This is a genomic window from Streptomyces sp. NPDC029138 (genome assembly GCF_055564375.1).
The window spans coordinates 45,930-59,154 of record NZ_JBVHWM010000008.1; the positions used below are offsets into that span (position 1 = coordinate 45,930).

General features: G+C 71.7%; 13 protein-coding genes. 7 read left to right on the forward strand and 6 right to left on the reverse strand.

Annotated features, from left to right (window positions below; all coding sequences use genetic code 11):
- Positions 1-10 precede the first annotated feature (10 nt).
- Positions 11-1,339, forward strand: a complete 1,329-nt coding sequence (locus tag ACZ4WH_RS10505) for a WxL domain-containing protein (protein WP_468178718.1) — start codon at positions 11-13, stop codon at positions 1,337-1,339.
- A 59-nt stretch (positions 1,340-1,398) separates the two neighbouring features.
- Positions 1,399-2,409 carry a DUF916 domain-containing protein gene (locus tag ACZ4WH_RS10510; RefSeq protein WP_468178720.1) on the forward strand — a complete coding sequence of 337 codons (1,011 nt, stop codon included), beginning with the start codon at positions 1,399-1,401 and terminating at the stop codon, positions 2,407-2,409.
- Here ACZ4WH_RS10510 and ACZ4WH_RS10515 read toward each other — a convergent pair.
- Complete coding sequence (locus ACZ4WH_RS10515) at positions 2,303-2,641, reverse strand: P-II family nitrogen regulator (RefSeq protein WP_030657043.1); 339 nt, start codon at positions 2,639-2,641, stop codon at positions 2,303-2,305. The genes ACZ4WH_RS10510 and ACZ4WH_RS10515 overlap by 107 nt on opposite strands.
- 3 nt (positions 2,642-2,644) lie before the next feature.
- A complete protein-coding gene (locus ACZ4WH_RS10520) occupies positions 2,645-3,952 on the reverse strand; it encodes an ammonium transporter (RefSeq protein ID WP_468178722.1) in 1,308 nt (435 codons plus the stop codon).
- Between the two features lie 174 nt (positions 3,953-4,126).
- Here ACZ4WH_RS10520 and era point away from each other — a divergent pair, with 174 nt between their 5' ends.
- Complete coding sequence (era, locus tag ACZ4WH_RS10525) at positions 4,127-5,080, forward strand: GTPase Era (RefSeq protein WP_468178724.1); 954 nt, start codon at positions 4,127-4,129, stop codon at positions 5,078-5,080.
- Here era and ACZ4WH_RS10530 read toward each other — a convergent pair.
- Complete coding sequence (locus ACZ4WH_RS10530; protein ID WP_468178726.1) at positions 5,077-5,931, reverse strand: helix-turn-helix transcriptional regulator; 855 nt, start codon at positions 5,929-5,931, stop codon at positions 5,077-5,079. The genes era and ACZ4WH_RS10530 overlap by 4 nt on opposite strands.
- A gap of 134 nt (positions 5,932-6,065) precedes the next feature.
- On the opposite strand from ACZ4WH_RS10530, the gene ACZ4WH_RS10535 reads away from it, so the two are divergent.
- Positions 6,066-6,911 (forward strand): NAD-dependent epimerase/dehydratase family protein, encoded by an 846-nt coding sequence (locus ACZ4WH_RS10535; protein ID WP_468178728.1) that lies wholly within the window; start codon positions 6,066-6,068, stop codon positions 6,909-6,911.
- Here ACZ4WH_RS10535 and ACZ4WH_RS10540 read toward each other — a convergent pair.
- Complete coding sequence (locus ACZ4WH_RS10540; protein WP_468178730.1) at positions 6,906-8,228, reverse strand: GH1 family beta-glucosidase; 1,323 nt, start codon at positions 8,226-8,228, stop codon at positions 6,906-6,908. The two genes, ACZ4WH_RS10535 and ACZ4WH_RS10540, sit on opposite strands and share 6 nt — an antisense overlap.
- 83 nt (positions 8,229-8,311) lie before the next feature.
- On the opposite strand from ACZ4WH_RS10540, the gene ACZ4WH_RS10545 reads away from it, so the two are divergent.
- Positions 8,312-8,905 (forward strand): GNAT family N-acetyltransferase, encoded by a 594-nt coding sequence (locus ACZ4WH_RS10545; protein ID WP_468178732.1) that lies wholly within the window; start codon positions 8,312-8,314, stop codon positions 8,903-8,905.
- On the opposite strand, the gene ACZ4WH_RS10550 is transcribed toward ACZ4WH_RS10545, so the two are convergent.
- Together ACZ4WH_RS10550 and ACZ4WH_RS10555 are read right to left on the reverse strand one after the other, a co-directional pair.
- Entirely contained in the window at positions 8,902-9,168 is a 267-nt protein-coding gene (locus ACZ4WH_RS10550; protein ID WP_468178734.1) for a protealysin inhibitor emfourin, read from the reverse strand. The two genes, ACZ4WH_RS10545 and ACZ4WH_RS10550, sit on opposite strands and share 4 nt — an antisense overlap.
- Positions 9,169-9,189: 21 nt before the next feature.
- Entirely contained in the window at positions 9,190-10,260 is a 1,071-nt protein-coding gene (locus tag ACZ4WH_RS10555) for a M4 family metallopeptidase (RefSeq protein ID WP_468178736.1), read from the reverse strand.
- A gap of 341 nt (positions 10,261-10,601) precedes the next feature.
- Here ACZ4WH_RS10555 and leuA point away from each other — a divergent pair, with 341 nt between their 5' ends.
- The gene (leuA, locus tag ACZ4WH_RS10560; protein WP_468178738.1) at positions 10,602-12,323 is read left to right on the forward strand and encodes a 2-isopropylmalate synthase; all 1,722 of its coding nucleotides are present in this window, start codon (positions 10,602-10,604) and stop codon (positions 12,321-12,323) included.
- A 185-nt stretch (positions 12,324-12,508) separates the two neighbouring features.
- Positions 12,509-13,204 (forward strand): tellurite resistance TerB family protein, encoded by a 696-nt coding sequence (locus ACZ4WH_RS10565; protein ID WP_468178741.1) that lies wholly within the window; start codon positions 12,509-12,511, stop codon positions 13,202-13,204.
- Positions 13,205-13,225 lie beyond the last annotated feature (21 nt).

Here is a 13,225-nt window from a genome sequence, read left to right on the forward strand (position 1 = left end):
GAGGGGGCCCATGGGTCCGACACCCCGAAGAGCCCGACGGTGGCGCTGGGCGTCACTGCTCGGGGTGACCGCCCTCGCGGTCACCGCGGGCGGCGCGCTGGCCTGTCCGGCCGGTGCCGCCGGCGCGAACGTGGACTTCGCCACGCACTGCATCCCGCCGGACATCGCCGGCATCCCGCCGATCGACGGCAACACCACCGCGAACGTCTCGGTGGACAAGACCAGTCCCAAGGTCGGCGACACGGTCACCGTGACCTACACCGTGGTCACGGCCGCCGCCGGCAACCCCACCGACCTGGCCCTGCCGGCCGACATCATGACCCCGACCGGGAAGGTGACGCTCGGCGGCGCCCAGAGCGGTGACATCACCGTCGCCGGGCCGAAGAAGAACCCGCCGGTGCCGGGGAAGGCCGCCTTCCCGTCCTTCTCCATGACCGGCACGTTCACCGTCACCAAGGCCGGGCAGATCACCCTCTCGCCCGGCGACTACACCATCCACACCAGCTACATCCTGGAGCTGGACACCCCCTGCACGGTCATCACCCCGCCCGCCCCGGTGTCGCAGACCGTCACCGCGACCGACGGCACGCCCACCAACACCCGGGCCATCTCGCTGAGTTCCGCCTCCGGTGACCCCGGGGCCGGTGTCACGGTCAGCGGGACGGACTTCACGCCGGGCGCCACCGTCACCCTGGCCGGGCGGGCCGGTGACACGCAGACCGCGGACACCGCGACCGTGACCGCGAACGCCCAGGGCTCCTTCAGCGGCTCCCTCGTCGTCAAGGACAAGGCGACGACCGGGATCGTGGCCTACGAGGGCGGCTCCTGGAACGCGGACAAGGGCGCCGGGCCCGCGGCCTACGTCGTCGTCGACACCACGCCCGTCCCGGCCGGCAGCCAGAAGCTGACCACCACCGTCAAGGCGGGCACCCTGTCCATGTCCCAGGCCGGGGACTCCGTCGCCCTGTCGGCGGTCGACTTCGGCCAGGGCGGGGCCTCGACCGGCCGCCTGAACACGGTGACCGTCAAGGACTTCCGCGGCGGCCCCGCGGGCTGGTCCCTGACCGGCAAGGTCACCGACTTCACCGGTCCCGGCGCCAGGATCGACGCCGGGAAGCTGAGCTGGACCCCTGCCTGCGCGACCAGGGCGGGCAGCCCCAGCACCTGCAAGGCCGGTTCGGCGGGCACCGTGGGCAGCGCCGGGGCGACCCTCGCGTCGACCCCCGACGGCACGCTCACCGGCGGTGAGTTCACCGTCGACGCCGGGCTGTCCCTGGACGTACCGGCGTTCACGCCTCCCGGCGCGTACTCCGGCGTGCTCACGCTGACGCTCACGTGAGCGTGCGGGCGTCCGCACCCGCCCGTTCCCCTGTCTCCCGTCCGTGGGGCTCCGCACCCATGCGCAAGCTGTACGTCCTCCTCCTGGGCCTTCTGCTGGCGTGGCAGGCCGCGCCCGCCCGCGCCGCCGACAACGGCAGCTGGTCCGTCCACCCGGTCGCCTCGAAGATCGCCGCGCGGCCCTACTTCACCCTGTCCGCCGAGCCCGGCCAGACCCTCACCGACAAGGTCGCCGTCCGGAACAGGACCGGCCGGCCGCTCACCTTCCGCCTGTACGCGGCCGACGCCTACAACACGGCCCGGGACGGCGGGTTCGCGGTGCGGACGCTGGAGGAGCGAATGCGCGGGGTGGGCGCCTGGGCCAGGCCCGCGAAGTCCCGGATCACCGTGCCCGCGCACAGGACCGTCACCGTGCCCTTCACCCTGCGCGTCCCGGACGGGGCCGAGCCCGGTGACCATCCGGGTGCCATCGTCGCCCTGGACGAACGCGTCGACCCCGGCAGCGGAAAGCTCGCGCTCGGGGTGCGGCGGGCCGTCGGCGCCCGCGTCTACCTCAGGGTCGGCGGCCCCGCGCTGTCCGCGCTCTCCGTCGAGCAGGTGCGCATCAGCCACCACCAGCCGCTGGTCCCGGGCATCGGCGACAGCACGGCGACCATCTCCTACACCCTGCGCAACACCGGGAACGTCACCCTCAGCCCCGAGGTGGAGCTGACGGCGCGCGGGCTGTTCGGCCGTACGCTGCTCGACCGGCGGCTGACCCGGGTGCCCGCCGAGCTGTTGCCGGGGCAGCGGGTGCGGCTCACCGAGACCTGGCGCGGGGCGCCCCAGTTCGACCGGGGTGACGTCACGCTCACCGCGAGCGCCCAGGACACCCGGGAGTCGGCGAGCGCCGCCTTCCTCGCGCTGCCCTGGCTGCTGGTGGCGCTGGTGTTCGCCGCCGGTGTGCTGACCGGGGCGCTGCTGGTCAGAGCGCGTCGGGCCCGCGCTCGCCGGTCCGCACCCGGACGACCGTCTCCACGGGAACGGCCCACACCTTCCCGTCCCCGATCTTCCCCGTCTGCGCGGCCCTGACGATCGCGTCGATCACGTCGTCCGCCGCCGCGTCCTCCACCACGACCTCGATGCGCACCTTCGGCACCAGGTCGACGCGGTACTCGGCCCCCCGGTACACCTCGGTGTGGCCGCGCTGCCGGCCGTAGCCGCTGGCCTCGGTCACGGTCAGCCCGTGCACCCCCAGCTCCTGGAGAGCGGTCTTGACCTCGTCCAGACGGTACGGCTTGACGATCGCGGTGATGAGCTTCATGCCTTAAGTGTTGACCTTCTGGGCGGAGGGGGAGAGGACGGACGAGCTGACCGGGGCGCCGTGGCCCAGGACGCCGTGATCGTATGCGGTCTCGGCGTGCACCGTAAGGTCGAGGCCGGTGTGCTCCTGCTCCTCGCTCGCCCGGAAGCCCAGCGCCTTGTCGAGCAGCTTGCCGAGGCCGTACGTCACCGAGAAGGCGTACACCGCGACGACGACCACGGCGAGCAGCTGCTTGCCGAGCGGGGCGAGCCCGCCGCCGTAGAACAGGCCCTCCACCCCGCCGGTCATCGCCTTCTCGGCGAACAGGCCGATCAGCAGGGTGCCGATGACGCCACCGACCAGATGGACGCCGACGACGTCCAGGGAGTCGTCGTAGTTCAGCTTGAACTTCCAGCTCACCGCGTAGGAGCAGACGACGCCGGCGGCGAGGCCCACGACCAGCGCGCCGAGCAGGGAGACCGTGCCGCAGGACGGGGTGATGGCGACCAGGCCGGCCACCGCGCCGGAGGCGGCGCCCAGGGTGGTCGGGTGGCCGTCGCGCCGCTGCTCGACGACGAGCCAGCCGAGCAGGCCGGTGCAGCCGGCGGCGAGCGTGTTGAGGAACGCGGCGGCGGCCAGGCCGTTCGCCCCGAGCGCGGAGCCGGCGTTGAAGCCGAACCAGCCGAACCAGAGCAGACCGGCGCCGAGGACCACCATGGGCAGGTTGTGCGGGCGCATGGCGTCCTTCTTGAAGCCCAGACGGGGGCCGAGGACCAGGCACAGGGCCAGTCCGGAGGCGCCGGAGGTGATCTCGACGGGCAGACCACCGGCGAAGTCCAGCGCGCCCAGCTTGTCGAGGATCCAGCCGCCGGGGCCCCACACCCAGTGCGTCACCGGAACGTATACGAGGAGCGTCCAGAGCGGTACGAAGACCAGCCACGCCGAGAACTTCGTGCGGTCGGCGACCGCGCCGCTGATCAGGGCGGCCGTGACGATCGCGAAGGTCAGCTGGAAGGTGGCGAACAGGACGGCCGGGACCGTGCCGTGCACGCTGTCCGGGCCGAGCCCGCGCATCCCGGCCTGATGGAGGCCGCCGATCAGCCCGCCGCCGATGTCGTCCCCGAAGGCCAGGGAGTAGCCGGCCGCCAGCCAGACCACCGTGACCAGGGCGATCGACACGAAGCTCATCATCAGCATGTTGAGGACGCTCTTCGTGCGGACCATGCCGCCGTAGAACAGGGCCAGGCCGGGGGTCATCAGCAGGACGAGGGCGGTCGCGGCGAGCAGCCAGGCGGTGTCGCCGGTGTTCACATGGGCTGCGGCGAGGGTCACGGGCGTCTCCAACGGGTGGGGGCTGCGTCAGAGGGTCACCGGTGTGCGTTTCCGGTCGCGTACGGGTGTGTTTCCGTGACGTTTCGTTGCGCGCGGGTTTCCGGAAGCTCACGGTCGGGGGTGCCCGGAGGCCGTGGTGCGGCGGCGCTCTGTGGATCAGGGAGAATGGGCGGCATGAGCGTTCGCAGCCAGACTTCCGAGCAGCCGGCCGAGACCGTCCACCGCGCCGGCTTCGCCTGCTTCGTGGGCCGCCCCAACGCGGGCAAGTCCACCCTCACGAACGCTCTGGTCGGGCAGAAGGTGGCGATCACCGCGAACCAGCCGCAGACCACGCGGCACACCGTGCGCGGGATCGTGCACCGGGAGGACGCCCAGCTGATCCTGGTCGACACACCGGGGCTGCACAAGCCGCGCACGCTGCTGGGGGAGCGGCTGAACGACGTCGTCCGCACGACGTGGGCCGAGGTCGACGTGATCGGCTTCTGCCTCCCGGCGAACGAGAAGATCGGGCCCGGCGACCGCTTCATCGCCAAGGAGCTGGCGGGGATCCGCAAGACCCCGAAGGTCGCCATCGTCACCAAGACCGACCTTGTCGACTCCAAGGTCCTCGCCGAGCAACTGATCGCCATCGACCAGCTGGGCAAGGAGCTGGGCATCGAGTGGGCGCAGATCGTCCCGGTGTCGGCGACCGCGAACAAGCAGGTCGACCTGCTGGCCGACCTGCTCGTCCCGCTGCTCCCGGAGGGGCCGGCGCTCTATCCCGAGGGCGACCTCACCGACGAGCCCGAGCAGGTCATGATCGCCGAGCTGATCCGCGAGGCGGCCCTGGAAGGCGTCCGCGACGAGCTGCCGCACTCGATCGCGGTGGTCGTGGAGGAGATGCTTCCCCGTGAGGACCGCCCCGCCGACAAGCCCCTCCTCGACATCCACGCCAACGTCTACATCGAGCGTCCCAGCCAGAAGGGCATCATCATCGGCCCCAAGGGCAAGCGGCTGAAGGAGGTCGGCATCAAGTCCCGCAAGCACATCGAGGCGCTGCTGGGGACGCCGGTCTTCCTGGACCTGCACGTGAAGGTGGCCAAGGACTGGCAGCGGGACCCCAAGCAGCTCCGCAAGCTGGGCTTCTAACCGACGGCTCCCGTGGGGGTCATGTCCTGCGTCCCCACCACCCGCAGCAACTGGAGCCTCTCGTGCGACTCGGTGCCGGGGCGGGCCGTGTGGATGATGAGGTGATGGTGGCTGTGGTGGCTCAGCAGGACCTCGCAGTCCAGTTCCAGCAGGCCCACCACCGGGTGCAGGAAGCGCTTCGTGCGCGGGCGGCGCAGGGAGACCTCGTGTTCCTCCCAGAGCCGGGCGAACTCCTCGCTCTCCGCGAGGAGTTCGGCCACCAGGGCCGCCGGTTCCGGGTCGTCGGGGCGGGCGGCGGCCACCGCGCGGAGGTTGGCCACATGGTCCCGGGCGTGGGCCGGAAGGTCCTCCGGCGGGAAGAGCCTGCGAGCCGTGGGATCGAGGAAGAACCGGCGGGTGAGGTTCCGCTCGCGCGGCGGGCGGGCGAGCGCGTCCCCGACCAGCGCCTTGGCCAGCGCGTTCTGCGCCAGCACCGCCCCGAAGTCCGTGACCACCTGCGCCGGTGAGTCGTACAGCCGGTCCAGGACCAGCAGCAGGCCGGGCCGGACGTGGGCCGAGGCCGCGTCCCGGCGCGGGGGCTCCTCGCCCACCAGATGGAACAGGTGGTCCCGTTCGTCGTCCGTCAGCCGCAGCGCCCGCGCCAGCGCCGTGAGCATCTGCCGGGACGGGCGCGGACCCCGCCGCTGCTCCAGGCGCGTGTAGTAGTCGACCGACATCCCGGCCAGCGCCGCCACCTCCTCCCGGCGCAGCCCGGGCGTGCGGCGGCGGGCGCCGGGCGCCAGGCCCACGTCGGACGGTTCCAGACGGGCGCGGCCACGGCGTAGGAAGTCGGCGAGTTCGGCTCGGTTCACCCCTCCAGGCTGCGGCAGCCCGGCCGGCTTATCCAGGGACTGTCGATCCCCCGATCAGGAGGTCTCTCCCGGCGGCACGGCCGGCCGCCCAGGCTGGGTGCGTCGAACGAGATGCGATCGAGAGGAACACCACCATGCTGACCCTGGTCACCGGTGCCACCGGACAGGTGGGCCGCGGTTTCGTCCCCCGGCTGCTCGCCCAGGCCCGGCCCGGCGAGCGGGTGCGGGTGATCGTCCGCGACGAGACCCGTGCCGCCGCCCTCGCCGAGCGCGGCGCCGAGGTCGTCGTCGGCGACCTGCGCGACACCGACGTGCTCGGCAAGGCGCTCACCGGAGTGGACGCCGTCGTCAACATCGCGGCCTCCTTCCGGGGCGTGACCGACGAGGAGATGCGGGCCGTCAACCGGGACGCCGCGCTGGAGCTGGCCCGGGCGGCCGTCGCCTTCGGGGTACGGCGGTTCGTGCAGGCCAGCACCATCCTGGTGTACGGCACCGGGCGCGGCCGGCCGCACGTCGAGGACGACCCGACCGTGCCCGGCGGCCCGATGTGGATGACGTACCCGGAGTCCAAGCTGGAGGCCGAGCGCGGGCTGCTGGCGCTGGACGGGCTGGACGTCCGGATCGGCCGCCTCGGCTTCGTCTACGGCGAGGGCGACCCGCACCTGCCGGGCATCACCCGCTGGACCGCGACCCAGCCGGCCACCAAGCGGCACCACCTGGTGCATGTCGCCGACACCGCCCAGGGCCTGCTGCGCCTGCTGCACGCCCCCGGCGCCGACGGCCGCGTCTACAACATCGCCGACGACGCCCCGGTCACCGTGCTGGAGATCCACCAGATCCTCGGCGCGGAACCGCCGGCGGACGGCCCCGACCCCGATCCCTGGCACGGCATCGCCTCCACCGACCGCATCCGCCGCGAACTGGGCTACCGGCCGTACTTCCCGACCCTGTGGGCCGCGCGGGACGCCGGAGCCCTATGAGGGCAGGCCCTGCGCCCGCAGCAGCTCCCGGAACCAGTGGTAGGAGGCCTTGGGCGTGCGCTCCAGCGTCTCGAAGTCGACGTGCACCAGGCCGAACCGGCGGGCGTGGCCCTCGGCCCACTCGAAGTTGTCCATCAGGGACCACACGAAGTAGCCGCGCACGTCGACCCCTGCCTCGATCGCCCGGTGCAGGGCCCGGATGTGGGCGTCCAGGTAGGCGATGCGGTCCTGGTCGTCGACGCCCTCGTAGGAGCAGCCGTTCTCGGTGACGACGACGGGCGGGAGCCGGTCGCCGTACCGCTCACGGAACCCGGTGAGCAGTTCCGTCAGCCCTTCCGGTACGACCGGCCAGCCGAAGTCGGTCACCGGCCGGCCCTCGATCTCCCGCACGGAGAAGGGGAGTCCGGCCGGCATCGTCAGTCCGCCGAACTCGGTGTCGGTGCCCTGCGGGGCGCCCACCCGCGTCGGGGCGTAGTAGTTGACGCCGTACCAGTCGACCGGCTCGGCGATCACCTTCAGGTCGGACTCGACGTCCCCCGGCATCAGGGCGCCCATGCCCTCGGGGTACGCGCCCAGGATGACCGGCTCGGCGAACAGCCGGTTGAGCAGGACGTCGTAGAAGCCGGCCGCCTCCAGGTCCGCCTGCTCCCGTGAGGCGGGCCAGGTCGGGCCGTGGGAGTTGGCGATGCCGATGTCCGTGGCGCCGGCCGCGCGCAGGGCCCGTACCGCGAGGCCGTGGGCGAGGAGCTGGTGGTGGGCGACCGGGAGGGCGTCGAAGAGCAGCTGCCGGCCGGGGGCGTGGGCGCCGATCGCGTGTCCCAGGAGGGTGTGTTCCGCCGGTTCGTTGAGGGTGATCCACTGGGTGACCCGGTCGCCGAGCCGCTCGGCGACCGCGGACACGTACTCCGCGAAGCGGGCCGCCGTGTCCCGTTCGAGCCAGTCCAGCGTGGCGGGCAGGTCCCAGTGGAAGAGGGTGGGCACGGGCCGTACGCCGGCCGCGCACAGCTCGTCCACCAGGCGGTCGTAGAAGTCGAGTCCGCCGGGGGAGTTCACCCGCGGCCAGGAGACCGAGAAGCGGTAGGCGTCCACGCCGAGACCGGCGAGGAGGGCCACGTCCTCCCGGTAGCGGTGGTAGTGGTCGCAGGCCACCGCCGCGGTCGAGCCGTCCTTCACCCGCCCCGGCTCGGCCGTGAACACGTCCCAGACCGACGGCTCCCGTTCCTCGGCCGCGCCCTCGATCTGATGCGCCGAGGTCGACACGCCCCACAGGAATCCGGCGGGGAAGCGGGGAATCGCACTGCCTGCGTCAGTCGCCATGGCCGGGATCATCCTTACCCCCGGTAACGGAAGTCAACGCCTGCGCGGGAAAGGCAGTCATGAACCCTGCCTAGGATGACCGGATGATCAACGGCAAGCTCGTACGGCTCCGCGCCCTGCGCGCCGACGACCTGGACACACAGGTGCGCTGGCGCAACGATCCGGAAGTGGCGTACTGGGCCACCGGAGGCCACCCGCACTTCGGCCCGGTCGCCCGGGAGGCCGTCCGGCGCTTCCACGAGGCCCGGCTCGGCGAGGACCCCCGCGACGGGGCCTCCTTCACCGTCGAGGAGCTGGACGGCGGGCGCCCGATCGGCATGGCCGACTACCGCGACCTCGATCCGTTCGCGGGCCGGGCCACCGTCGGGATCACCATCGGCGAGCGGGACCGCTGGGGCGGGGGCTACGGCTCGGAGGCGCTGCGGCTGCTGCTGGGGCATCTGTTCGGGGCCTGCGGACTGCGGCGGGTCGAGCTGGACACCTGGAGCGGCAACGAGCGTGCCGTGCGGACCTTCCGCCGGCTCGGGTTCGTCGAGGAGGGACGCCGGCGGGCGGCCGTGCGGGTGGGGGAGCGGTGGTACGACACCGTGGAGTTCGGGATGCTCCGGGAGGAGTGGGAGGCCGCCCGTCAGGGGACGGTGCCGGGTGCCCGGCCGGAGTCGGGAGCCACTTCCTAGGCCCCTTCCTTCAGGACGCGTGAGATCAACTCCCGCTGAGGCTCGGTCAGTCGGGGGTCGGCCGCGTACACCGTGCGGCCGTCCACCGTGATCTCGTAGCTGAAGCCGTCCGGGACGCCGGGGGCGGGTGTGTCCCGGCCGGACGCGAGGGCGCGTTCGGCCAGGGACTGCCACTCATGGGCGTCGGGCCGGCCCGAGGTGTCCACCTCGGCCCGGCGCTCGATGCCCGCGAAACCGCCCGTGCGCCGCACTCGAATACGCATGAATCTCTGTGTAGTACGGAACTACAGCGTCCGCACCCCGACCTGTTCCCACGCCTTCTGCACGGCCTGGAGTTCGTTCCCGGCGCCGTACCGCTCCCGGGCCGCCTTCACCGTCAGCGTGGCGAAGTCGGCGAAGAGGGCGTCCTCCTTCAGCTCGCCGCCGGTCAGCACGTCGTACCAGATCTGCCCGGCCTTCTCCCAGGCGTAGCCGCCGAGGGCGGTGGCGGCCAGGTAGAAGGCGTGGTTGGGGATGCCGGAGTTGATGTGCACGCCGCCGTTGTCGCGGCCGGTGCGGACGTAGTCCTCCATCTTCGCCGGCTGCGGGTCCTTGCCGAGGACGTCGTCGTCGTACGCCGTGCCCGGGGCCTTCATCGAGCGCAGGGCCGTGCCGGTGACGCGCGGCGCGAGGAGCCCGGCGCCGATCAGCCAGTCGGCCTCGGCGGCGGTCTGGCCGAGGGTGTACTGCTTGATCAGCGAGCCGAAGACGTCCGACACCGACTCGTTGAGGGCGCCGGACTGGCCGTAGTACTCCAGGTTCGCGGTGTGCTGGGTGACGCCGTGGGTCAGCTCGTGCCCGATGACGTCGACCGGGATGGTGAAGTCGAGGAAGATCTCGTTGTCGCCGTCGCCGAACACCATCTGCTCGCCGTTCCAGAAGGCGTTGTCGTAGTTCTCGCCGAAGTGCACGGTGGCGTCGAGCGGCATCCCGTTGTCATCGATGGAGTGCCGGCCGTACGCCTTCAGGTACAGGTCGAAGGTGGCGCCGAGGCCCGCGTAGGCGCGGTTGACCGTGGCGTCGGAGCCGGGCTCGGAGCCCTCCTCGCGGACCTTGGTGCCGGGCAGGTCCTGGGTGTGCTCGGCGTCGTAGATCGTCCGGTGCGGCTGGTCGGCGGCGGCACCGGCGGGCGGGGCGGCGGAGGGCGCACCGATCACCGTGGTCAGGCGGCGCTTGGTGCGCTGGAGGGCGTCGTGCTCCAGGGACCGGCGGGCCGGGCCGGAGAGCGCGGGGTCCTCGTTGCGGGCGAGCTTGTCGAGGACGTGCGGCGGCACGATCGTGCAGAAGACGGGCTCGAAGCCCCCGTTGGTCGTCATGTCCCGCACCATCGCACTCTGTGACGTGGATGTCACTAGCTGCCACCATGATTGGTGAAATACCAGGACAGGAAGCGCGACACTCCGTGACGCTGTGGTACGGCGATGTGGTCCGGCGCACTTTTTGTCCCCTTTTGCCGTGCGGTCCCGCATACTGGGACAGGCCCGCGCGCCCCGAACGGCTCGGCTAGGCTGCGGAACATCATGCGTTTCTGGCTGCTTCTTCTTAGCTGCCGCGGCGAGGGCCTGTAGTCGAGGCCGACTCCCTCCCCGCGGAGCTTGGCGTTGCGTCGTCGGCCGTCCACTCGGATATCCGGACATCCTGAGGAGCCCACGCCATCATGGCCAACCGCCAGCAGCCCAGCCCCATGCCGATCCACAAGTACGGCCGTTACGAGCAGGTCGACATCCCGGACCGCACCTGGCCGGACCAGCGCGTCACCGTCGCCCCCCGCTGGCTCTCCACCGACCTGCGCGACGGCAACCAGGCCCTGATCGACCCGATGACGCCCGAGCGCAAGCGGCGCATGTTCGACCAGCTGGTGAAGATGGGCTACAAGGAGATCGAGGTCGGCTTCCCCGCCTCCGGCCAGACCGACTTCGACTTCGTGCGCTCCATCATCGAGGAAGAGGGCGCGATCCCCGAGGACGTGACGATCTCCGTCCTCACCCAGGCCCGCGAGGACCTGATCGAGCGGACCGTGGAGTCCCTGAAGGGCGCCAGGCGCGCCACCGTCCACCTGTACAACGCCACCGCCCCGGTCTTCCGCCGGGTCGTCTTCCGCGGCTCCAAGGACGACATCAAGCAGATCGCCGTCGACGGCACCCGCCTGGTGATGGAGTACGCCGAGAAGCTGCTGGGCCCGGAGACGGAGTTCGGCTACCAGTACTCGCCGGAGATCTTCACCGACACCGAACTGGACTTCGCGCTGGAGGTCTGCGAGGCGGTCATGGACGTCTGGCAGCCCGGCCCGGACCGCGAGATCATCCTCAACCTGCCCGCCACCGTGGAGCGTTCGACGCCGTCCACGCACGCGGACCGCTTCGAGTGGATGCACCGCAACCTGACCCGCCGCGAGTACGTCTGCCTGTCCGTCCACCCGCACAACGACCGCGGTACGGCCGTGGCCGCCGCCGAGCTGGCGCTGATGGCCGGCGCCGACCGCGTCGAGGGCTGCCTGTTCGGGCAGGGCGAGCGCACCGGCAACGTCGACCTGGTCACCCTGGGCATGAACCTGTTCTCGCAGGGCGTCGACCCGCAGATCGACTTCTCCGACATCGACGAGATCCGTCGTACGTGGGAGTACTGCAACCAGATGGAGGTCCACCCGCGCCACCCCTACGTGGGCGACCTGGTCTACACGTCCTTCTCCGGCTCCCACCAGGACGCCATCAAGAAGGGCTTCGACGCCATGGAGGCCGACGCGGCGGCTCGCGGGGTCACCGTCGACGACATCGAGTGGGCGGTGCCGTACCTGCCGATCGACCCGAAGGACGTCGGCCGCTCCTACGAGGCCGTCATCCGCGTCAACTCGCAGTCCGGCAAGGGCGGTATCTCGTACGTCCTGAAGAACGACCACAAGCTCGACCTGCCGCGCCGCATGCAGATCGAGTTCTCGAAGATCATCCAGGCGAAGACCGACGCCGAGGGCGGCGAGATCACGCCGAAGGAGATCTGGGCGGTCTTCCAGGACGAGTACCTGCCGAACCCCGAGAACCCGTGGGGCCGCATCCAGGTCAGGACCGGCCAGTCGACCACCGACACCGACGGCGTTGACACCCTCACCGTCGAGGCCACCGTCGACGGCGAGGACCGGGTCCTGACCGGCTCCGGCAACGGTCCGATCTCGGCCTTCTTCGACGCCCTCCAGTCCATCGGCATCGACGTACGCCTGCTGGACTACCAGGAGCACACGATGAGCGAGGGCGCTTCCGCGCAGGCCGCCTCCTACATCGAGTGCGCGATCGACGACAAGGTCCTGTGGGGCATCGGCATCGACGCGAACACGACGCGTGCGTCGCTGAAGGCGGTCGTCTCCGCGGTCAACCGCGCGACCCGCTGACCGGACGACCCGCCGGGGGCGGGTGGGCCCGCACCCCTTCGGGGCGCGGGCCCACCCGTCGTTTTCCGGCCAATGGGCAGCACAGGTCACAGAAAGGTCTCTTACGGGGTACTGACTCCACCTCGGTGATGTGGCTAACATCACGCCAGCACGGCGATGTTGCCGTGCGGTTACGGAGGTGCGACGTGCTGCCAGTACGGGGACGAGACGGCCGTGCCACCAGGGCTGTGCGCATCCTGGGCACCCGCACCGCGTGGACACCCGTGGGAGACGGCGAGTTCTTCTGCCCCGGCTGCGGCGGCGACCGCAACTACCAGCGGCTCACCGGACGACGCCGGCTCACCCTCCTCGGCGTGCCCGTGCTGCCGCGCGGGACGGCCGGACCGGTGGTGGAGTGCGCGGCCTGCGAGCAGCACTTCGGCACCGAGGTGCTGGACCACCCCACCACCCGCCGCTTCTCCGCGATGCTCCGCGACGCGGTGCACACCGTCGCCCTCGCCGTTCTCGCCGCGGGCGGCACCTGTTCCCGTACGGCCCTGGAGACGGCCGCCGCCACGGTCCGCGCGGCCGGCTTCGCCGAGTGCACCGAGGACCAGCTGGCCGCCCTGGTCGACGCCCTCGCCGCCGACACCGGCCGGTACTTCGAGCAGCCGTGCGGGGCCGGGCTGACCATAGAGCTGCACGAGGCCCTGGACCCGCTCGCCCCGCACCTGGCCCCGGCCGGACGCGAGGCCCTGCTCCTCCAGGCCGCCCGCATCGCCCTCGCCGACGGCCCCTACACCCCCGCCGAACGCGACGCCCTCGCCACCGTCGGCGCGGCCCTCACCATCTGCTCCGACGACGTCACCCGCCTGCTGGCCGCCGCCCGGACCCCGTCCTGACCACCCGGACGGAGTAAGACC

Coding starts and splice junctions, on each gene's coding strand:
- ACZ4WH_RS10555 (WP_468178736.1), bottom strand. CDS start 10,260: ATGACGACCAACGGGGGCTTCGAGCCCGTCTTCTGCACGATCGTGCCG.
- leuA (WP_468178738.1), top strand. CDS start 10,602: ATGGCCAACCGCCAGCAGCCCAGCCCCATGCCGATCCACAAGTACGGC.
- era (WP_468178724.1), top strand. CDS start 4,127: ATGAGCGTTCGCAGCCAGACTTCCGAGCAGCCGGCCGAGACCGTCCAC.
- ACZ4WH_RS10515 (WP_030657043.1), bottom strand. CDS start 2,641: ATGAAGCTCATCACCGCGATCGTCAAGCCGTACCGTCTGGACGAGGTC.
- ACZ4WH_RS10505 (WP_468178718.1), top strand. CDS start 11: ATGGGTCCGACACCCCGAAGAGCCCGACGGTGGCGCTGGGCGTCACTG.
- ACZ4WH_RS10535 (WP_468178728.1), top strand. CDS start 6,066: ATGCTGACCCTGGTCACCGGTGCCACCGGACAGGTGGGCCGCGGTTTC.
- ACZ4WH_RS10510 (WP_468178720.1), top strand. CDS start 1,399: ATGCGCAAGCTGTACGTCCTCCTCCTGGGCCTTCTGCTGGCGTGGCAG.
- ACZ4WH_RS10550 (WP_468178734.1), bottom strand. CDS start 9,168: ATGCGTATTCGAGTGCGGCGCACGGGCGGTTTCGCGGGCATCGAGCGC.
- ACZ4WH_RS10540 (WP_468178730.1), bottom strand. CDS start 8,228: ATGGCGACTGACGCAGGCAGTGCGATTCCCCGCTTCCCCGCCGGATTC.
- ACZ4WH_RS10545 (WP_468178732.1), top strand. CDS start 8,312: ATGATCAACGGCAAGCTCGTACGGCTCCGCGCCCTGCGCGCCGACGAC.